The sequence below is a fragment of the Niastella yeongjuensis genome, assembly GCF_900110245.1.
Taxonomy (GTDB): domain Bacteria; phylum Bacteroidota; class Bacteroidia; order Chitinophagales; family Chitinophagaceae; genus Niastella; species Niastella yeongjuensis.
The window spans coordinates 122029-144505 of sequence record NZ_FOCZ01000009.1 but is presented as its reverse complement, the minus strand read 5'-3'; the positions used below and the strand labels follow the sequence as shown (position 1 = coordinate 144505).

Annotated in this window: 14 protein-coding genes; 11 read left to right on the top strand and 3 right to left on the bottom strand. The window is 45.6% G+C overall.

What is annotated here, in order from left to right:
- Positions 1-309: 309 nt before the first annotated feature.
- The 4 genes from BMX95_RS23185 (at position 310) to BMX95_RS23170 (ending at position 8430) form a co-directional block, all read left to right on the top strand.
- Positions 310-3786, top strand: a complete 3477-nt coding sequence (locus tag BMX95_RS23185; protein WP_081197872.1) for a TonB-dependent receptor — start codon at positions 310-312, stop codon at positions 3784-3786.
- Between the two features lie 32 nt (positions 3787-3818).
- Positions 3819-5612 carry a RagB/SusD family nutrient uptake outer membrane protein gene (locus tag BMX95_RS23180; RefSeq protein WP_081197871.1) on the top strand — a complete coding sequence of 598 codons (1794 nt, stop codon included), beginning with the start codon at positions 3819-3821 and terminating at the stop codon, positions 5610-5612.
- A 139-nt stretch (positions 5613-5751) separates the two neighbouring features.
- A complete protein-coding gene (locus tag BMX95_RS23175) occupies positions 5752-7092 on the top strand; it encodes a LamG-like jellyroll fold domain-containing protein (RefSeq protein ID WP_165758825.1) in 1341 nt (446 codons plus the stop codon).
- Between the two features lie 57 nt (positions 7093-7149).
- Entirely contained in the window at positions 7150-8430 is a 1281-nt protein-coding gene (locus tag BMX95_RS23170; RefSeq protein WP_081197869.1) for an alginate lyase family protein, read from the top strand.
- Between the two features lie 210 nt (positions 8431-8640).
- On the opposite strand, the gene BMX95_RS23165 is transcribed toward BMX95_RS23170, so the two are convergent.
- Positions 8641-10089: a DUF1254 domain-containing protein gene (locus tag BMX95_RS23165; protein WP_081197868.1), complete on the bottom strand. Its 1449-nt coding sequence runs from the start codon at positions 10087-10089 to the stop codon at positions 8641-8643.
- A 212-nt stretch (positions 10090-10301) separates the two neighbouring features.
- Here BMX95_RS23165 and BMX95_RS23160 point away from each other — a divergent pair, with 212 nt between their 5' ends.
- A complete protein-coding gene (locus BMX95_RS23160) occupies positions 10302-11105 on the top strand; it encodes a rhamnogalacturonan acetylesterase (protein ID WP_081197867.1) in 804 nt (267 codons plus the stop codon).
- Between the two features lie 5 nt (positions 11106-11110).
- Positions 11111-13585, top strand: a complete 2475-nt coding sequence (locus BMX95_RS23155; RefSeq protein ID WP_081197866.1) for a glycoside hydrolase family 95 protein — start codon at positions 11111-11113, stop codon at positions 13583-13585.
- Between the two features lie 33 nt (positions 13586-13618).
- On the opposite strand, the gene BMX95_RS23150 is transcribed toward BMX95_RS23155, so the two are convergent.
- Positions 13619-14071 carry a hypothetical protein gene (locus BMX95_RS23150; RefSeq protein WP_081197865.1) on the bottom strand — a complete coding sequence of 151 codons (453 nt, stop codon included), beginning with the start codon at positions 14069-14071 and terminating at the stop codon, positions 13619-13621.
- A gap of 244 nt (positions 14072-14315) precedes the next feature.
- On the opposite strand from BMX95_RS23150, the gene BMX95_RS23145 reads away from it, so the two are divergent.
- The 5 genes from BMX95_RS23145 (at position 14316) to BMX95_RS23125 (ending at position 21778) form a co-directional block, all read left to right on the top strand.
- On the top strand, positions 14316-14714 hold the full coding sequence (locus BMX95_RS23145) for a hypothetical protein (RefSeq protein WP_081197864.1): 399 nt from the start codon (positions 14316-14318) through the stop codon (positions 14712-14714).
- 158 nt (positions 14715-14872) lie between these two features.
- Positions 14873-15955: an efflux RND transporter periplasmic adaptor subunit gene (locus BMX95_RS23140; RefSeq protein ID WP_081197863.1), complete on the top strand. Its 1083-nt coding sequence runs from the start codon at positions 14873-14875 to the stop codon at positions 15953-15955.
- Between the two features lie 25 nt (positions 15956-15980).
- Positions 15981-19154 (top strand): efflux RND transporter permease subunit, encoded by a 3174-nt coding sequence (locus BMX95_RS23135; RefSeq protein ID WP_081197862.1) that lies wholly within the window; start codon positions 15981-15983, stop codon positions 19152-19154.
- Positions 19141-20574, top strand: a complete 1434-nt coding sequence (locus BMX95_RS23130) for a TolC family protein (RefSeq protein ID WP_081197861.1) — start codon at positions 19141-19143, stop codon at positions 20572-20574. Before BMX95_RS23135 ends, BMX95_RS23130 begins: the two co-directional genes overlap by 14 nt.
- Positions 20575-20698: 124 nt before the next feature.
- Entirely contained in the window at positions 20699-21778 is a 1080-nt protein-coding gene (locus tag BMX95_RS23125; protein ID WP_081197984.1) for a mechanosensitive ion channel family protein, read from the top strand.
- 24 nt (positions 21779-21802) lie between these two features.
- On the opposite strand, the gene BMX95_RS23120 is transcribed toward BMX95_RS23125, so the two are convergent.
- Positions 21803-22471 carry a hypothetical protein gene (locus tag BMX95_RS23120; protein ID WP_133053856.1) on the bottom strand — a complete coding sequence of 223 codons (669 nt, stop codon included), beginning with the start codon at positions 22469-22471 and terminating at the stop codon, positions 21803-21805.
- Between the last annotated feature and the right edge of the window lie 6 nt (positions 22472-22477).

Here is a 22477-nt window from a genome sequence, read left to right as displayed (position 1 = left end):
CTTTATTCATGCCGGGCTGCAACCCATTCTTGCCCATTGCAGCTGAACAACGATTCTTTTTTAAAATATTGACCAGTTCAATGACAACTGTTTAAGGCTGTCTGGTACGGTTTACCCCGTGGCCGGATGAGCAATGAAAATGGTATGTCAAAAACATAAAAGTTTCCGATTACCTGAAACAAAAAACCGCCCCGACTGCAATCGGTGCGGCTGATAAAACTTCAGGCTAATGCAATAGAAGACGCTATATCCTTATTGTTTAACCCAAACAGCCCTGATTGCAACGTCAGGGGTGCTAAATCCAAATTTATGTATTTAATTCATTGCCTCCACCGCTATTTGAGGAAAATAAAGGTGGGGCGTAAAGAACTGATCGTAATGAATTACCTAACCATTTTTCTATTAGCCACCTGTTTACACCTCACTGCCGGCGTGTATTCTCAAAAGGTTACATTGTCTGGGGAGAACATTTCCCTGAAAGTTGTTTTTAAGGAAATAAAAAAGCAAACAGGATATACGTTTGTTTACAGAGAAGTTTTATTGCAAAGAGCCGGAAAGGTTAATATAAATGTCAAAAATGCCTCTATTACGCAGGTACTTGACATCTGTTTCAGAAATCAACCGCTTTCCTACAGCATCATCAACAACAATATAGTTGTTGTAAAAGAAGCCGTAGTAGCCACACCGCCGCAAATAGTGGCTGTTGAAAAACCGGTGATACAAAAAGCCCCGCCGGTAAAAATTACCGGTGTTATCCTGGCTGAAAATGGCACCCCGCTGCAAAATGCCAACGTAAGTGAAAAAGGAAAGTTGAATTCAGTGATGTCAAAAGCTGATGGTTCATTTACCATGATGGTAGAAGGCCCACAGTCAGTACTGGTAATTTCCTACGTAGGTTTCGACGATAAACTGGTGCCGGTTGGCGATCAAACCGAGTTCACCATTAAATTAAGCACTACCCAGGCACCGATGGAAGAGCAGGTGGTAGTAGGTTATGGTACTTCTAAAAAAGCAACCGTTACCGGCGCCCTGGAACCAGTAGCCAATAAAACATTTGATAGCAGAGCGGTAACCAATCCTGCACTGGCATTACAAGGTACCACTCCGGGTTTGGTGGTTACCAGAACTTCTTCGCGTCCGGGCAATGAAGACCTGGCATTGCAGATCCGTGGTGCTACTTCAGTAAGTGGCGGAGCACCCCTGATCGTTGTAGATGGTATTCCTGTAGCCAGCCAGAATGCATTCTTTACCATGAACCCCGATGATATTGAATCGGTGAACGTGTTAAAAGACGGTATGGCCGCCATCTTCGGTAGCCGTGCTGCCAATGGTGTTATTCTTGTTACCACCAAACGTGGTAAAGGAAAAACCAGGATCGAATATGGTTTCAATGCGCGTGTAAATACCATCGGTATAAAATCACCCACTACCGACATGAAGCAATTTGCCCAGATGTGGTTAAATGCTTACAATGAGGATACTTATAAAACAACCAAAAACTGGGGCGATATTGCGAACCTGCAAAAAATAGCCCAGGGCCAGGAAGGTATTTATCATACTACTGCCTGGGGCGACGTATTTGTTGCAGACGCCAACCGTTTCGATGAAATGTTTCAACCCCGTGTTTCTCAACAACACAACCTCAGTATTGCCGGTTCATCAGAAAAATCGGGTTACCGTTTATCTGCCGGATATGCCGATAACCAGGGACCGCTGGCTGTTGCCTACGATGGTAACAAACAGTATAACCTGCGTTTGAATTACGATTACAAACTGGCAGAAAGAGTAAAACTGCAAACTGGTATCACGTATCAAAAAGATATCACCAGCAGTCCTTCACAGGGTTTGCGCGAAGACCTCGTTTCTTACGACCCGCCCTTTTTCCCTGCTAAAAACCCATTTGGTGAATGGTATGCCAACTTTAACAACCAGGGTACCAGAAACGCTACTGCAGCTGCTACCGATGGTGGAAGAAATACAGTAGGTAATGACCTGGTGAGAGTAGATGTAAAAGGTACTGCCGAACTGATAAAAGGACTGGAACTGGAAGGAACCGCTTCTATTCAAAGCAGCAATTACCGGTTGGATAATTATCAACTCACTGTTCCCCTGTACCAATGGGATGGAACACTGTCTCAGTTTAACATCAACCCTACTTCAAATATCCGTGCCGAATCTGACAACAGTTTATACCAGAACTACATCGCCTTGCTGCGTTACACCTTTACTTTTGGTGGCCACCGCATCATAGCCATGGGTGGTATCAATGCAGAGAAAACGGACTATAAAGATTTATACGGTTACCGTACCAATATTGGATCTGACGGCGTGTATGATTTGAACCTGGGTGGTAAAGACCTGGTTGAAGCAAACGGCGGCCGCGGTTCTTATGGCCTGTATTCTTATATCGGCCGTTTGAACTACTCTTTCAGAGGTAAATACCTGGTTGAAATGTTGGGACGTCGTGATGGATCATCCCGTTTTGCGCCCGGCCACAAATGGTCAAATTTCTACAACGCATCTGCCGGTTGGGTAGTTACCAATGAAAACTTCATCCGCGACCTGAACCTGTACCCGCTTAATTACCTGAAGATCCGCGGTGGTTACGGGATCATGGGTAACAACGTAAACATCGATATGTACGATTACATTTCTGATGTGGTTATTGGAAACAGCCTCTTTGGCAGCACGCCTGGTATTCAAAGCGCGGCCGGCCTGGCCCGTAATGGTCTTACTTCATTAGACCGTACCTGGGAAAAAGTAAAAATGGCGAACATCGGTGTTGACCTCGTTATGTTGAACAACCGTCTTACCGGCCGTTTCGATGTATATAAGAAAAAGAATGATGGGATGATGATCCAGGTGGTTTATCCTGGCGTGTTGGGTGGACAAGCACCGCAAACAAATAGTGGTGTACTGGAAGTGTGGGGATGGGAAGCTGCGATCGGCTGGCGCGATAAGATCGGTGAGAACTTCAGCTGGAATGCTTCATTCAACGTTTCTGACAGCCGTAACAAACTGACCCAATTCGACGGTGCGTTACTGCCCACTGCCGGATTGAATTCAACTATCATTGGCAAACCGTTGAACAGCTGGTACATGTACCAGACAAAAGGGTTCTTTACCGACCAGAAAACTGTTGACCTGTTTTATAATAAATATACAGCAGATGCACAGGGCAATGTGCCAACAAGAGATGGTAAAGTTGACCTGCGTCCCGGTGATACCAGAAAAGCAGATGTGAATAAGGATAATAAAATTGACCAGAGCGACGTAAGCTACAAAGGCGATGCCGCACCACACTATACTTTCGGTTTGAACCTGGGCGCTGCCTGGAAAGGCATCGATTTTTCAGCCTTCCTGCAAGGTGTAGGTCAACAATATATAGAAAGATCAGGTTACCTGGCTTATCCTTTCGCTGTTGATTATTCAAACCTGAACTCAAAATTCCTTGGCAATACCTGGACTGAAGACAATACCGGTGCAAAATTCCCAAGACTGACCATTCAGAAAGACCGCGCCGAATGGAACTACCTGCACAATGACTTCATGTTGCAGAACAACAAGTATGTTCGGTTGAAATCTTTGATTGTAGGTTATACATTACCACAAACATTGAGTGAACGCGCACATCTTGAAAGAGTACGGGTGTATTTCTCCGGAAACGACCTGTGGGAATGGTCATCTTTAAAAGATGGTTTCGATCCCGAACAAGGTGCCAACTCTGGTTTGAACGGTTACCCCTTTATGAGAACATGGTCATTTGGTGTTAACCTCGGTTTATAATCTAATATCTGATCAGCGAAAAACTATTATAAATGAAAAAGTTGATAATTCCGGCTGCCATCAGTGCCATGATCCTCGGCGCTATGGCCTGTCAGAAAAAATTTCTCGACCTGAAACCTGAAGACAGACTGACGGAAGTACAGTATTTTAATTCACCCGCACAGTTCAAGGCTGCCACCAACGAGTTCTATGAGAAAATGATCAGTTGGCAGAAAATTGACAACAGCAATATTTTTGAATTTATAGATATGGGGTCTGACCTGTGTGCAGACTTCACCCAGGGCCCGGCAGACTACGGCCGTGGTTTGGTTACCGTGCCCATGGATGATATTTACTGGAATAACGCCTATGCGTATATCCGTGGTAACAATATCGTTCTGCAAAAGGCCGAAGCTTATAGCGGTGATAAAAAAGAGATCGCTCAATATGTAGCGGCTGCTAAATTCTTCAGAGCATGGCATCATTTCTTTTTGTTGAAACGCTTTGGTGGTGTACCCATTGTAACAACGGTACCCGATATAACCGGGGCAGAACTGCAGGCGCCACGTAACAGCCGCTATGAAGTAGTTGACCAGATCTTGAAAGATTTAACGGAAGCCATCCCCGACCTGCCTATTGAACAAGCCATCCCCAGTGATGAAAAAGGACATTTGAGCAAATGGGCAGCTGAGGCTTTCAAAGCACGCGTGTTGTTGTACGAAGCTACCTGGCGTAAATACACCGGAAACTCCACCGATTTTAAAGGTTCAGGCGGACCGGCATACGACCAGATCAATGAGTTTTTAACAGAAGCGGCAACACTGGCAAAAGATGTAATCCAGAACGGCGGTTACAAATTATGGAACTATAATAGCAACACTGCCATGAAAAATCGCAGTAACTATTACCTGTTTTGTATAGATGGTACCGGTTCAAACCCATTGGGTCTCGATAAATCAAGCAACAATGAGTTTATCCTGAAAAGCATCTACGACGTTAACCTGCGTCCCGGTGGTAGAAATATTTCGGCTACTGTGCAGAGCTATATGGTACCCAGCCGCAAGTTCATGGATATGTTCCTGAGCATAAATGGAATGCCGATTGAGAAAACGGCGCAGTTCAAAGGATATGCAACTGTAGAAGATGAATACCAGAACAGGGATTTTCGTTTACAGAGTTATATTCTGGGCGATGCAGATGCACCAGCGGCCGGTAAAATAAAACTGACCGATGCAACAGAACAGGGTTACACTGCCAGAAAATTCTCGGCTAATAAGTATCCTACCTATCGGGCAGCTAATAAAGAATCACAGGATTACCCACAGATCAGGCTGGCCGAAGTTTATTTGATCTATGCAGAAGCCCTGATGGAAAAGAATAAGTCTATCAGTGATGCTGACCTGAATATGTCGATCAACCTTACCAGAGCCCGGGCTGGTGTGGCACCGCTCACCAACAAATTCGCTACCGACAGCAGTTTGAATATCCTGGATGAGATCAGACGCGAAAGAACAGTGGAGCTGTTTTCAGAGAACAGCCGTTTCGATGACCTGAAACGTTGGGGAATTGCCGAGCATGAACTCAATCAGAATGTTTGTGGAATGGTGGTAGGCGGAGTTGGGTATAAAACTGATTTCAGAACGGTTACCGGTGATTCAACAAGCTTATACAATCCGAATGTATATGTAAACAAAGAAACTACAGTAGCTACCGGTAAGGGTAATTTGAAAGCAATATTGATTGACAGAGCCGAGGACCGTAATTTTAAAAGAACCCATTACTTGTTACCGATACCATTGCGTCAAATTCAACTGAATGCAAACCTGGTTCAAAATAATGGTTATTAAAAAGCAGTAGGAAACGGGCAATTGACATCGAGAGGAGCAAACAGAACAATTTGTGCTCCTATCCAATCGGGAGATAGCAAATTGAATGTCGATTGCCTTTTTCCACCTGTTTATAAAACAAACTGTTAAATCCAATTATATGAAGATTTTTACAAAGAATATCTGGTTCCTGGTAGCACTGATCGCTGCCGCAGCTATATATGCAGGTTGTAACAAAGCAGCCGACATCAGAACGTTTGATTATCCCGCGCCTATACCCCAGGCCGTTTTCCCCGACAGTGGTTATGCTGGTTTTGCTGAGGTTACGATCACAGGTAGTTCTTTTGGTGATTATAAAAATGCAGTAAAAGTATTATTTAATGGAATTGAAGCAGATTCAATCTTAACCTGTGAAGACGGGAAGATCGTAGCCCGCGTGCCGAATACCGCGATCTCTGGTAAAGTGAGTTTACAGGTTTGGAACCACTCAGTTGATTCAATAGGTTCTTTCAAGGTTATACCAGTACCGCATGCTGATTCAATCAGCAGAATAGCAGGTTTGGTGGGAGATACCATTATCATTATGGGTAGAGGTTTTGGAGCTGATCTCACAAAAGTAAAAGTGAGCTTTAACGGACCTACAGGTGACATTGCCGATATAACAGATTCTACAATCGCAGCGATAGTGCCAGCAGGTTTTACAGCCGGGAAACTGGTTGTTTATGTAAATAATTATCCAGTGGTAGGACCTGCTTTCGGTGCCCTTGTTACCGTTGCTGATCCCATTTACTGGTTGGAATTTGAGCATAACCTGAACGACAAAATGGGTGGCGCGGCTGCAACATATACCTATAATGCGGCTGATGGTTTCGCCAAACCCATTAACTGGGCTGCGGGTAACAGAGGAGAAGCAGTACAGCTGGCTGGTACCGGTAATAGAAAAACGACCAATAACCAGTTCATTGCATGTCCTCCGGGAATAAGCAAATACAGCGAGTTGTCGGTTACTGCATGGGTAAACTGGGGTTCACGTGATTACCCGGATTCTAACTGGTACCAGGAGCCTGTTTTTGATTTCGGACAAGCCAGAGGTCTTCGTACCGCATTAATGACCAGAATGGGTGTTACTGCAGGTCCAAACATGTTAGGTCGTTTGATCTTTGAGAAAATTACCGAATTCCCTACCAATAAGACTTTTGATGCGAAGTGTACTGCTGCATTGGGCAGGTTTGCCTGGCACCATGTGGCCATGACCATCTCATCAGCTAATCATATTTTAACGGTTTATTTAGACGGTGTAAGTATAGGCACGGTGACACTGGATGCTGCGGCAAACCCAACGTTGTTCAATCATAATAAAGTGTATATCGGCGCACCAACGAATGGGGTTGTCAACGAACCGGCTTATGGCGGTTTGATAGATGATTTCAAGATCTTTAATTATACGTTGAGCAGCGAGCAGGTGTTTACAGATTACTATCATGCCTATCGCCCTAAATAGTAAACGATTTCCGGTTAAGATTAACAAATTACAATTAGCAAATTCCAGATAATACTTATGAAACAACTCGCTGTTTTTTCTGTTATCGCATTGATGCTGAGTTTGTCATTGGCAGACTGCTCGAAGAAAGGAGATGCGGAGCCCGATGATTTAGCTGATACTACGCTGTTAGGCTCGGTTAAATATATAGATACCCTGCCGCCAAGTACGGCCCTGAGACATGGTACACTTCATACGGAAGAAGATTTCGCCCGGATAAGAGCCGCCATAGCTGGTAATCAGGAACCCTGGTTAAGTGGTTTCAAGATGCTGGAAAAAAATCCGAATATAGCTAATAAGACATACTCGCCTAGTCCGGTTGCAAAACTGATCAGGGGTGGCAATAGCCGGGAAGAACCTTTGCCGGATAACTATACCTCTGCTTATAAAGATGTAGCGGCTGCCTATCAATCAGCTTTATACTGGCGCATCAAGGGTGATACCGTGTATGCTGAAACAGCAGTTAAAATACTGAATGCCTGGGCTTCCATCTGTAAACAATTGAGCGGTGGTCCGGATATAAACCTGGCCGCTGGTTTTTATGGATACGAGTTTGCAGTAGCCGGAGAATTGATGCGTGATTATATCCATTGGAAACCCGAAGATTTCAAAGCTTACCAACAATGGATGGTGGCGGTTTTTTATCCCGTCAACCATTCATTCTTAAAAGACCACAACGGTTCCTGTATTTATCACTACTGGGCTAACTGGGACCTGGGTAACATCTCTTCCATAATGGCTATCGGTATTCTTTGCGATAACCGGGGATTATACAATGAAGCGGTGAACTATTTCCAACACGGCGCCGGTAACGGAAACATCCGTAACGCGATCAATTATTTTCATAAGACCGATGAAGGTGAACTGGGTCAGTTACAGGAAAGCGGTCGCGACCAGGGCCACGCTACACTGGTAATGGCCTACCTGGGTACCCTCTGTGAAATGGCCTGGAACCAGGGTGATGATTTTTATGGCTTTAATGACAATGCGGTGTTGAAGGCATCAGAATACGTAGCCAAATACAATGTGGCCATGAAGCCAGTACCCTTCCACGAATATCCATATAAAGATTGCGACACTACCATTGTGCAAACTGAAATCGCGAGCGATAGCCGGGGTACTGTTCGTCCTATGTGGTCAGTAATTTATAATCACTATGTAAAACGTAAAGGTATGAATGCGCCTTACACCTTGCTGGGAATGAATACAACTGCACCAGAAGGCGGCGGCGGCGACTACGGACCAAACAGCGGCGGTTACGACCAGCTTGGTTACGGTACCCTGATGTTTTCACGATAAACTAATTCTGATATAATATCAGGAAAGGCGAAAATCCAATATCCAAAAAATCCAGTATCCGGAAATCCAATATCCACGTTCCAATCCGGTACATTTTCATGGCTTCCGTTGTAAGTCAGGAGACAACAGGAAACCTCTTAAAGCCCCCGGCCAACCAGCGGGGGCTTTTTTTATCCGCTGGCAGTGAACAGGGCGTAACCGTCTTTGCCTTTATTTTATTATTTCAAAATCGCCCGGTTTCCAACTGCCATCGAATACACTTGTTTCAGGTCCATACACCCGGAAATAAGTAAACCAGCCTTTACCGGGAATAGTCTGGATCCATTCCCCTTCTTTTCCATTGGGGGCAGTGGGGCCGAAGAAGAGATCGATCGTATTGCCGGTATCTTTTCCTTTTAATTCAAACAGCGAGCGCAAGGCAGCTTTGCCCTGATCGGTAATGATCTGGCTGCGGGTTTGTGTATCATAAATTGTAACCGACCAAAAGAGCTTGCCAGGCACCGGGGTTGGAACAGTCAGTTTATAGGTATTATCACCCATGAGCCATTGGCCGTTTTTGTCGTGTACACCCAGCCAGTAAACAGAACCGGAACCCGCACCGCGACGGAACATAGCGGGCGATGAGCCGATGGCCTGGTAGAACCATTTTTCACGGGCATCGAGGTCTACATAATTGGTGGTATTAAAGTCTCCATCTTCAAATCGCAATGCGGCCCATTCCCATTGACGATCGGGCCATACGATGCGGTCGGGCCTGCGATCGGCAAATGATTGTACGCGCATTTGTGCATTGGCAATTTTAGCCGCTTTTTCAAGAATGGCTTTTTTATGTGCGTCCGGTTCAAACGGTTTGCCCTTTTCAATACCCAGCGCTGCCAGATCTCCATAATAATTGCGGTAACCATCTACCGCCGGCTCTTTGTTGATCACCTCGTGCAATATGTTCCAGAATTCAAAATTATTTTCCCAGGCCAACGGCGTAGTGTCCTGTGGTTTGGGGGTGAGGTCTGCAAAGGTGGGCATCTCCCAGTTGGTGGTAGTGTGCAGCGGATACACTTTCACCGTTTTAATGCGTTCCAGGGCTGCTGCCACATCGCCATTAACAGGAAGTGAACGCACGCCTACTACTATTTGATTAGTGGTATTATGAATAACGTGATAGCCAGCCGGTATATCACCCGTATAATTGGGGGGCAGCAACAGGAATTTACCTCCCTTATCACCATCAGGTCCTGGAATGCCCATATCGGCTACCCATCGTTGATTAATGTCCAGGGCAACAACGATCAATGGCCCTGCAGGAATATCAACCACCATGGGGCCGGCTGACAGGTCTATGGCAATAGGCCCATAAGGCGTATCTGAATTTAAAGTAAATCCAACGTGCATGGGCTTAGTATCCAGCGTGCCAAAAGTTTTATTAGGTTCTATACCGATCTTCTTATTCCCAACAAAAATGGCAGCGCCGGATACGGTGGGGTAAAAGAATTTATATGCCTGCACGGCCCGGTACAGGTCAGCTTCATCATACGCACGTTGAATAGTTGCTTCAGTGGGATAGCCACCCTGAAACTGGTAATTGGCAAAATCTATGACAAGAGTTGAACTATTGTCTTCTTTGATAAGCTTTTTGCTGGAAGGGCGTATTGTTTGTCCCATAATTATACGATTGTATGTATAAGGACACTTCCGATAAAAAGGAACCGCCAGCAGCTGGCTATTTTCTCGGAAAAATTATAAGACCATCTGATTTTCAATGGAAACACAGCGGGGCTGGTAAAAAACGAACTAATTGTACCAATAATTGAACCCGCTTTATGCCACTTACAAATAGGTTTGACACATCTACAGTTATAAATAATGGCTTACATATGAAAGGTAAAATCTCTTTGTTCTTGCTGGCAATATTCAGTGCCCTGTTGCTGTTGTCCTTCGCTTACAAAAAGAAAATAGTGAAGGTGTACCTCATCGGTGACTCCACGGTAGCGGATTATAGCCTTGAAAAAGATTTCGAAACAAAACGCTATCCGGTCACCGGATGGGGACAGGTCTTTCAACCCTTTTTAAAAACAAGCAATCTTAAAAACCTTAATTTCATCATTAAGGCCGACAGTGCCCTGGTTGATGACCGGGCAAAAGGCGGCCGAAGCACCCGCACTTTTTTTGAAGAAGGACGTTGGGCAGAGGTATACAAATCGCTGCAGCAAAACGACATAGTAATGATGCAGTTCGGTCACAACGATGGGGCAGTTGACAAACCTGAGCGATACGTAAATATTGCCGGTTATAAAGAATACTTACGGTTGTTTGTTGACCAGACAAGAGAAAAAGGCGCCATCCCTGTTTTATTAACACCCGTGGCCCGCAATTATCCCTGGAAAGACGGCAAACTGAGCAATGTGCACGGAGAATATCCCGAGGCGGTTAAGGCAGTGGCCACTGAAAAGGAGGCCCTGTTCATAGACCTGAATCAGCTTTCCATGGACGCTTTTGCAATAAAGGGGCAGGATTATGTTTCGAGCCATTTCTTTATGAACCTGCCAGCCGGCAAGTATGTCGCCTATCCCGAAGGACAGAAGGACAATACTCATTTTCAGCCGGAAGGAGCCACCGAAGTTGCCCGGTTGATCTATGAAGCCATGACACGATTGAACAACTCAACGAATAAAAAATAAGAACGATGCATGCCAACAGAACGGCCCTTCTATTGCTACAACTCTTTTGTTGTTTTTCACTATTCGCGCAACAACCAGCCAACAACCCATTACGACTCTGGTACGATAAACCCGCCACCAACTGGAACGAGGCCCTGCCCATTGGCAATGGTCATCTCGCTGCCATGGTGTTTGGCTCGTTGAATGCCGAACAGGTTCAGCTAAACGAAGAAACCATTTGGTCTGGGGAACCTGGTAACAACATTATCCCCAATGTGTACGATTCCATTCAGCAAATAAGAAAACTGTTGTTTGAAGGAAAGTACAAAGAGGCGCAGGATCTTTCAAACAAAACATTACCGCGCAATGCCCCGGCCGATGTGAACTACGGAATGAAATACCAGACAGCAGGTAGTTTAATGATCCGCTTCAACGATCAACAACAGGCCACTAATTACCAACGCGACCTGGACATCAGCAAAGCGGTGGCCAATGTTACCTACCAGGCCAATGGTATTACTTATAAACGTGAATTTATAGCCGCCGTTACAGACAATGTAATACTGGTACGGCTTACCGCCAGCAAACCGGGCAGTATTAGCTGTAACCTGAGTATGCAAAGTCCTTTTAAAGACGTGACCACCCAAACGAAGGACGGAAAATTATTGTACTCTGGTGTAACCTCTACTGTAGATAACAAAACCGGCCGGCTGCGTTATCAGGTAGAGGTATTGCCAAAAGCAGAGGGCGGAAAAGTTTCGTTTACAGATACGGGTGTTGTGATAGACAAAGCCAATGCCCTTACGCTGTATGTTGCCATTGGTACCAATTTCATCAACTACAAAGATATAAGTGGAAACGAGGCGGCAAAAGCTACCCAGGCACTGAATGCGGCTGCTGGTAAAAGTTACGAGGCTATAAAGACGACCCATATTTCGTTATATAAAAAATATTTCGATCGTGTAAGCCTCGAACTGGGCACTACCGATGCAATCAAAAAGCCAACCAATGCTCGCATAGCAGAGTTTGGCAATGGGAACGACCCGGCCCTGGTGTCCATGTATTTTCAATTTGGCAGGTACCTGTTGATCACCAGCTCATGGCCCGGCAGTCAGCCCGCCAACTTACAAGGCAAATGGAATGATAAGCTGAGTCCGCCCTGGGACAGCAAGTACACCATCAACATCAATACCGAAATGAATTACTGGCCGGCGGAACCAACGGCCCTGCCGGAAATGCACCATGCGCTGTTTAACATGTTGAAGGAATTGTCGGTAACAGGGCAGGAGAGTGCTACCAAAATGTACCATGCGCGTGGCTGGAACGTACACCACAATACTGATCTGTGGCGGATAACCGGTCCCGTTGATGGCGGCTTTTATGGCATGTGGCCAATGGGCGGCGCCTGGTTAAGCCAGCATTTGTGGCAGCATTACCTGTTCACCGGTGATAAAGCCTTTTTAAAAGAAATGTACCCGGTATTAAAAGGAGCGGCTTTGTTTTATGTAGATGTGCTGCAAACCGAGCCTACGCATAACTGGCTGGTAGTGGCGCCTTCTATGTCGCCGGAAAATACTTATATGAGTAATGTGGGCATCAGCGCCGGTACCACCATGGATAACCAGCTGGTGTATGATGTATTGTCGAACGCTTTCCGTTCGGCTACCATCCTGGGGTTGGATAAAACATTCACCGATACGCTGCAAACGATGATCAAACGGTTACCACCCATGCAGGTAGGGCAATACAGCCAGTTGCAGGAGTGGTTGCAGGATATGGACAAACCCAATGACCGCCACCGCCATGTATCCCATTTGTATGGGTTGTTCCCCAGTAACCAGATCTCGCCCTTCAATACGCCGGAAATATTTGAAGCCGCCCGCAATTCCCTCGTGTACCGCGGTGATAAATCAACCGGGTGGTCAATGGGCTGGAAAGTGAATTTATGGGCGCGACTGCTCGATGGCAACCGGGCTTATAAATTAATTGCCGATCAGCTAACGCCGGCGCCTGTAGAAACCAGTGGACAAAACGGTGGTACCTATCCCAACCTGTTCGATGCGCACCCGCCGTTTCAGATAGATGGTAATTTCGGTTGCACATCGGGTATTGCCGAAATGCTGGTGCAGTCGCACGATGGCAGTATTTATTTATTACCCGCCATACCCGATCAATGGCAGCAGGGGACCGTAAAAGGACTGATTGCCCGTGGAGGTTTTGTAATTGACATGAGCTGGAAGAATGGCAGGATCACCTCGTTGAAAATACAATCAAAACTGGGCGGCAACTGCCGGTTAAGAATGGCTGGTCCTTTAAAACCTAAAGGCAGCGTTGCTTTAAAACCTGCAACCGGCAATAATCCGAACCCATTGTTTGCCATTGCTGACACTAAAAAGCCGGTTATTTCAGATAAAGCGAGCTTAAAAGGCGTCACAGTAAATGCCGGCCAATTGTATGATTTCAATACAACCGCCGGCATGAGCTATGAGTTTGTGCAATAAAATCATCTCAATTGGACTTCGTCCGCCGAAGCTTTAGCGTAGGCGGACATACTTTTCAATATTCAGGCGGTTAATGTTGGAGCCTTCAATTTTTTCGACACCCTGTTGAATCAGGGTGTCGTTTTTTATAGAAACGGTAAATGTAAAGTCATTGTTCTCCCATTCCCGGGCATTGCAATATTCCAGGTGCTCCGTGTAAATACTATCTTTTATCGAGTATTTACCGCCTCCGGCGGTGAATAAAGCGTTTGCAGAGTCCTTGCCTTTATTCAGGTCGTGGCTCAAAAATGCGAAGTGGGTGTCGTTGATGATTTTGATAAATTGTTTGTTGGAGGTGTAATCGGTAACGGTGGTATCGCCCTTTTCAATTAATGTTCCGATCAGTAACCGCCAGGTGCCGGTAATAGCAGCTGGGGCTTTTTTTGTTGTACAGGAGGCATAAAAAAGCCATGTGATAAGTGTAATTGGTACAGCAATCGATTTCATGAAGGATGGTTTTTTATTAAAAATAGTATCTGTTATTAAAATAACATTAGAAATATATTAAAAAACAAGAAACATTTTTCTTATCTTAGAAATCTACGATCCTCTTGTCATTAATGAAATGTTATTGCGCTCCATAAGTGATTAAAACTTGCCATGAATTGTTTGCTGGTTATCATTTAACCGTTAATTTTACGAGCCTTGCCATCAAACTGACCATCAACAATTATTATTTGTAGCCAAGATCATGAAAGGGTTGCTCAAATTTGTTCTACTATTATGTATTCTCTTGCTGGCAGGAAATGCACATACGACTCACCCTCGTATAGGTTTTTTTCCTGGGAATACTATTGAGCGCGCCCAGTTCGGGAATTACTCCACGGAACACAATGACCGGTTACTAAGCAGCAATGCGCCCATCAACAGAAAAGGTTCCCGCGAAAGAATAAAGGCTACAGAAGTTGAAGACGACGATGATGACCTGCGGACTTCCAAAAAGAATTTAGGTACAGTTTCCATATCTTTTTTATATAACGAGGCATCCGACTATACATACATGTTCCGTAAAAGTAGTCTGCCTTTTTGCGAACATTTTTCCCTTACCTCTTCCTTCAAATTTATCATCCACCGGGTGATCAGGATTTGATTTTACTTCCCTTGCAGTCATAGGACTGCCCAATCGTTCACTAAAAAATTTATTGTATTGCTTGCCTGTATAGTATCCGGCTATAGAGATCAGGTGTGTTATGCGCCGTTCTAAAAACGAATTTCAGGCAATTCTGAATAAGACCCCCCATATAAATTATGAAAAGAACGCTCACGCTGCTGGGCTTGTGTGCCATTGTGTGCTATACAAGCTGCAAACAAAAGGAAGAAACCAAAGAAGAACCCACCAAATTATTGGTGACGAGTCCAATTAAAATGGACACAACAGTAACTAAAGAGTACGTATGCCAGATCAAATCCATACGTAACATTGAACTCAAAGCTCAGGAAAAAGGTTACCTCGAACGCATTTTTGTGGACGAGGGCCAGCATGTAAAAGCAGGCCAGCTGTTGTTCAAGATCATGCCTAACATTTACCAGGCTGAACTGGAGAAAGCCGATGCGGAAGCACAGGCGGCAGATATTGAAGTAGCGAACACCCAGTCGCTGGCCGACAGAAAGATCGTATCACCAAACGAACTGGCTTTGGCGAATGCTAAAGCTAAAAAAGCAAAAGCTGAACTGGCGCTGGCCAAAGTGCACCTGCAATTTACCGAGATCAGGGCGCCCTTCGATGGCATCATCGACCAGTTGCATTTAAAACAGGGAAGCCTGGTAGAAGAAGGCGAATTGCTGACCAGCCTTTCAGACAACAACCAGATGTGGGTTTATTTCAACGTATCGGAACCCGAGTACCTGAACTATAAAACATCAGTTAAGGGAAATGACAAAATGCGGGTGAGCCTGCAAATGGCCAACAAAGAGGTGTTCAAACACCCCGGTGTGGTGGAAACCATTGAAGCCGAGTTCAACAATGAAACCGGTAACATCGCATTCCGTGCTACTTTCCCTAACCAGGAAGGATTGCTGCGTCATGGTGAAACCGGCAGCATTCTCATGAAAGAGCAGATGAAAAATGCCATCATTATTCCACAGAAAGCTACGCTGGAGATCATGGATAAGAAATATGTGTACGTGGTGAACAAAGACAATGTGGTGAAATTAACCCCCATCACCATTGCTGCTGAAATACCCGACTTATATATTCTCCAGGACGGGGTAGCTGAAGGCGACAAGATCCTGTTGGAAGGCATCCGTAAAGTTCAGGACGGTAATAAAATTACCTATGATTTTGAGGAGCCAGCCAAGGTAATGTCTCAGTTAAAGTTGGAATCGGAATAATGTAAGTACCCAAAATAGAAAGAACATGTTTAATATATTTTTGAAGCGGCCGGTCTTTGCGATCGTGCTATCCCTGGTTATCGTCTTTATGGGGATACTGGCCATCAATACCCTTCCAACCTCGCAGTTCCCCTCCATTGCGCCACCACGGGTAATCGTTAGTGTGGCGTACCCGGGTGCCAGTGCCGATGTGTTGGTAAAATCAGTGCTCATCCCCATGGAAAAAGCCATCAACGGGGTGCCTGGTATGAAGTACATGACATCAGATGCTACCAGTGCCGGTGAGGCCAACGTACAGGTGGTATTTGACCTGGGAACCGACCCCAATGCGGCGGTAGTAAACGTAAAAAACCGTATCGAGCAGGTAACAAACCGGTTGCCTGTACTGGTACAACGGGAAGGTATTATCGTTAACATCCTTCAACCGAACATGTTGATGTATGTGAACGTATTCAGTACCGACAAACACGCCGATGAAAACTTCCTTTACAACTTCACCAACGTAAATATCCTGCGCGAACTGAGCCGTGTAAAAGGTATCGGTAGTGCGCAGATCCTCGGTAGCCGTCAGTACGCCATGCGTATCTGGTTGAAACCCGATCGTATGCGTGCGTATAACGTGTCAACCGACGAAGTGATGGAAGCGCTGGGTGAACAAAGTATCATCGGATCGCCCGGTAGGTTGGGCCGAAGCGATGGTAAACGTTCCGAAGCACTGGAGTATGTATTGACCTATCAGGGCCGGTATAACCAGCCCGATCAGTATAAGAATGTGATCATTCGGGCAAACCCCGATGGGGAGATCCTTTACCTGAAGGATATTGCCGATGTGGAATTGGGTAGTGAGTTCTATGATATCTATTCAAACCTCAATGGCCACCCTTCTGCGGCCGTGGTATTGAAACAAACCTATGGTAGTAATGCCCAGGATGTAATCAAAGCCATCAAAGAGAAACTTACTGAACTGAAAAAAGAATCTTTCCCTCCGGGAATGGATTATGAGATCGATTACGACGTATCGAACTTCCTCGACGCCTCTATTGAAAAGGTATTGCACACCCTCGGCGAAGCCTTCGTGCTGGTGGCCATTGTGGTGTTCATATTCCTGGGTGACTGGCGTTCTACGTTGATCCCCACACTGGCGGTACCTGTATCGCTGGTTGGTTCGTTCTTCTTTATGCAGTTGTTCGGGTTGAACATCAACCTGATCACCCTGTTCGCGCTGGTATTGGCGATTGGTATTGTGGTGGATAACGCCATTGTGGTAATTGAAGCGGTGCACGCCAAAATGGAAGAGACGCATATGTCGCCCTACAATGCCACCAAACAGGTGTTGCATGAGATCAGCGGGGCCATCATCGCCATCACGTTTGTAATGGCGGCGGTGTTTATTCCGGTGGCGTTTATGTCGGGTCCTGTGGGGATCTTCTACCGGCAGTTTGCCATTACCATGGCAACGGCCATCGTGCTTTCGGGTGTGGTAGCCTTAACGTTAACACCCGTATTGTGTGCCATGTTGTTAAAGAACACGCATGGTAAACCGAAAAGAAAAACACCGATCAATTGGTTCATAAATGGTTTCAACCGTGGGTTTGAAAAACTGACCGGCCGGTACAGCAATTTTATGGAAAAGATCGTGAGCCGCCGGTTGGTAACCTTTGTGTTGCTGGGTGCGCTCTGTTTTGGCATTTTCGGGATAGGTAAAACGTTGCCTACCGGTTTCATTCCCAGTGAAGACCAGGGTATGATCTATGCCATCATTCAAACACCGCCCGGTTCAACCCTCGAAAGAACGAACGACCTGGCGAAACGCGTACAGGGACTTGCCGAACATGTGGAAGGCGTTCAATCAGTGTCGGCGCTGGCGGGTTATGAGGTATTGACCGAAGGTCGTGGTTCCAATGCCGGTACCTGTATCATCAGTTTGAAAGACTGGGCCGAACGTAAACACAATGTAACGGAGATCATTAAAGAGCTGGAAGAAAAATGTCACGAAATACCTGGTGCAACCATCGAGTTCTTCGGGCCACCAGCCGTACCTGGTTACGGTGCAGCGGGCGGTTTTGCCTTGCGTTTGCTCGATAAAACCAATAGCGATGAGTACACCGGTATGGAAAAGGTGAACGATGATTTTATGGACGCGCTTAGAAAACGCAAAGAGCTCACCGGTTTATTCACCTTCTTTAGTGCCAACTATCCACAATATGAGTTGCAGATCGATAACAAGGCAGCTATGCAAAAAGGCGTATCCATCGGAAAAGCCATGGATAACCTGTCTATCCTGATTGGTAGTACCTATGAGCTGGGTTTCATCCGGTTCGGGAACTTCCTGAAAGTATATGTACAGGCATCACCTGAGTATCGCGCATTGCCCGACGATCTGTTGAAACTATATGTAAAGAACAACCGTGACGAAATGGTGCCTTATTCAGCATTCATGTCCATCAAAAAATCGCATGGTCTGAATGAGATCACCCGCTACAACATGTACAACTCCTCAGCCATTCGCGGGGAACCTGCAGCAGGTATCAGTAGTGGTGAGGCTATTAAGATCATTCAGGAAGTGGCTGACAAAACATTGCCCCGTGGTTATGGTATCGACTGGGAAGGTTTGTCGAAAGATGAATCTGCCCGTGGTAATGAAGCGGTGATCATTTTCGGAATCGTATTGTTGTTCGTATACCTGATCCTGGCAGCGCAGTATGAAAGCTTCCTGCTGCCACTGTCGGTGATCCTGTCACTGCCTGCGGGGGTGTTTGGTTCGTTCCTGCTGATCAAGTTTGCAGGACTGGCAAACGACATTTACGCACAGGTAGGTTTGATCATGCTGGTAGGTTTGCTGGGTAAGAATGCGGTGTTGATCGTAGAGTTTGCTGCGCAGAAACACCGGGCAGGCATGACCATATTCCGTGCAGCGATGGAAGGGGCCAAAACGCGTTTCCGTCCAATTGTAATGACCTCGCTCGCCTTTATTGCCGGTTTGATACCACTGGTAGTTGCTACCGGTCCGGGTGCCATCGGTAACCGTACCATCGGTTCATCTGCATTGGGTGGTATGTTGATCGGTACGATCGGGGGTGTAATAGTGATACCCGGCTTGTATTACCTGTTCGCTAAATTGGCTGCAGGTCGCAAGCTCATTAAAGGAGAAGACGATAATCCATTAACAGAAGAAATCGATCATCATGTTGAAAAGTAACCTATTAAAGCTACTGGGTATCGGGTGTGTATGCCTGGCGTATGCCGCGTGTAAAATGCCCGCAGTAACACAGAAAACAGAAAATAAATCGGTGCCCGGCAGTTTTAATAACTCAACCGACACTACTAATTTGGGAACAGTGAAATGGAAAAGCTATTTCACCGATCCCAACCTGGCTGCGCTCATCGACACTGCGTTGAAGAACAACCAGGAATTAAATATCACTTTACAGGAGATAGCAATTTCCCAAAACGAAATAACCGCCAGAAAAGGGGAGTACCTCCCCTTCGTTGGCGTGAGAGCCGGAGCGGGTGTTGAAAAAGTAGGCCGCTATACCAGCCAGGGTGCTGGTGACGCTACTACCGAAATAAAACCCGGTAAAGAAATGCCTAATCCATTGCCCGACTTCCTGATTGGCGCCTACGCTACCTGGGAAGCCGACATCTGGCACAAACTGCACAATGCAAAAAAAGCAGCGGTTGAAAGATACCTGGCATCGATAGAAGGCCGGAACTTTGTGATCACTTCGTTGATCGCCGAGATCGCCAATTCTTATTACGAATTACTGGCGCTGGATAATCAGTTGAAGATCGTTGATAGCAATATCACCATTCAATCGAACGCGCTGGAAGTAGTAAAACAACAAAAAGAAGCGGCCCGGGTTACGGAGCTGGCTGTACGTAAATTCGAGGCGGAAGTGCTCAACACCAAAAGCCTGCAATACGGTATTCAACAGCAGATCACCGAAACTGAAAACAGGATCAACTTCCTGTTAGGTCGTTTCCCGCAACCCATTGCCAGAGACGACAATTCGTTGAATGCAGCCTTACCGGCTACCATCCAGGCTGGTATACCCTCACAACTGTTGAGTAACCGCCCCGATATCAAACAGGCTGAGCTGGAAATGTCAGCTGCCAAACTGGATATTCAGGTGGCCAAAGCGAAGTTCTACCCTTCAGTAGGTATAAGCGCTGGTGTAGGTTGGAATGCGTTTAGCCCCACTTACCTGTTCAGAACGCCTGAGTCATTATTGTATTCACTGGCCGGAGAACTGGTAGCACCACTGGTAAACAGAAATGCCATAAAAGCAGAGTATATAAATGCCAATGCGCGGCAAATACAAGCCGTTTACAATTATGAGCGTACGATTGTAAACGCGTATGCAGAAGTGGCCAACCAGGTGTCAAAGATTGGCAACCTGGCAAAAAGCTACGACCTGAAATCGCAACAGGTAAATGCACTCACCGAGTCGATCAGTATTTCAAACGACCTGTTCAAAAATGCACGGGCCGATTATATGGAAGTGTTGTTGACCCAACGTGATGCACTGGAATCGAAGTTTGAACTGGTTGAAACCAAAATGCAGCAAATGAAGGCCATGGTGAATATTTACCAGGCGCTTGGTGGTGGCTGGAATTAATGGAAGAATAGTTACAGAAATAGAGGTTCGAAACAAAACCCTTCTCTTGGCCAGGCCGAGGGGAGGGTTTTACCTTTCCAACCTCTATGGCATGGAATTTTGGGTGTTTGACCAAAATAAAAATATGCCTTGGTGGGAACAAATTATCTGGGGAAATACATTACTGAACTGGTTTATTGCCATTGGCATAATAGTGGTTTCGTGGGCGGTGATCCGTATAGCCCGGGTTGTATTATTAAAGCGGTTTAAAGATTATTCCTCCCGCACCCGTTCTACATTAGATGATTTTATTGTGCATTTGAGCGAAGGCGCTCTGGTGCCAGCGTTATACCTGGGCAGCCTGTATGCTGGTATTACTTATCTTACATTGAGTGCGAAGGTTAACAAGATCTTACATATTGTAGTACTGGTAGTGATAACGTTTATTGTTATTAAAACCATTACCTCCGCCCTGAATTATTTGATCAACAATGCGCTGGGCAATGATGCAGAAGATATTGAGAAAAAGAAACAGGCCCGGGGCATTCTCCTGATAGTGAATATAGTATTATGGATAATAGGACTTGTTTTCCTGATAAACAACCTCGGTTATAATATTACTTCCGTAGTAACCGGGCTGGGCATTGGTGGTGTAGCCATTGCACTGGCCTCACAAGCCATTCTCGGCGATCTGTTCAACTATTTTGTGATCTTCTTCGACAAACCGTTTGAAGTAGGCGATTTTATAATTGTAGACGACAAGATGGGCTCCATAGAATACATCGGGGTAAAGAGCACCCGCATCAGAACATTAAGCGGCGAACAATTGATCTGCTCCAATACCAACCTGGTAAATGCCCGCATACACAACTACAAACGGATGGAAACCCGGCGGGTGGTGTTCACCTTCAATATCGTATACAATACGTCGCCCGAGAAAGTAGCCAAAGTACCCGGCATGGTAAAAGAGATCATTCAATCGCAGGAAACAACGCGGTTCGACCGCGCGCATTTCTCCGCATTCGGTCAATTCAGTCTAACCTTTGAAGTGGTGTATTATGTTTTAAGCGCTGAGTACAATTTGTATATGGACAGGCAGCAGTCCATTTACCTGGCAATTTTAAATGCGTTTAAAAGAGAGAATATTCATTTTGCGCTGCCCACGCAAACCTTGTTGTTCAATAGTGGTCCGTTTACCACCAATGCCGAAGTAAAAACCAGTTAATGGGCAGGTGTAGAAACAATTCCCCTAATGCGTAAAAACCTTAAATAAATTCATTAGTAAAATAAGATTGATCGCCAGGCAAACCGCTGCAAGGATCATAATGAAGCGGCCATGCATGCGGCTCCATTGATCGTACATTTTTACGGTTTTACCGTTCTTCAATGTTTTCTTGGCCTGGTTAACAACTAAACCGCAAAGGAAACCGGCAATGGCGAGATAAAAGAAATAAGATGCTCCCAACAGGCTTATGATGTAACCCAGGAGGATCCAGATCAGCTCCAGCCGAACCGGTTTAAAATTGTCAGCATGAATGGATGGAAGTGTTACCTCCGCCTGTAATTTTTCAGATAAGATAGAAGTGGCCACCTGTAGGTCATAGGCATTCCAGCCGGTGGGGTGATGAATGATCTCCTGCAATTCACTCACAGAATAGGTTTGCATCAGGTGCTCAAACCCGGGTTCTGCCATGTCTTTTATCGCTTGTTCAGCCAGCAGGTGATTGACGTGATTGAATTTTTCATTGGGGATTTGCAGCGCAAACATAGCTTCTACCGCCTCGCCAAGATACACCTTATCGAGTTGGTTCACCTCGTGCTCAAGCGCGTAAGGAATATGGTATTTTTGCAAGAGGGAAATCAGGAATTGAGCATCATCAGGCGAATAAAACCTTGTATAAGTGGCATATTGTAACATAGGAAC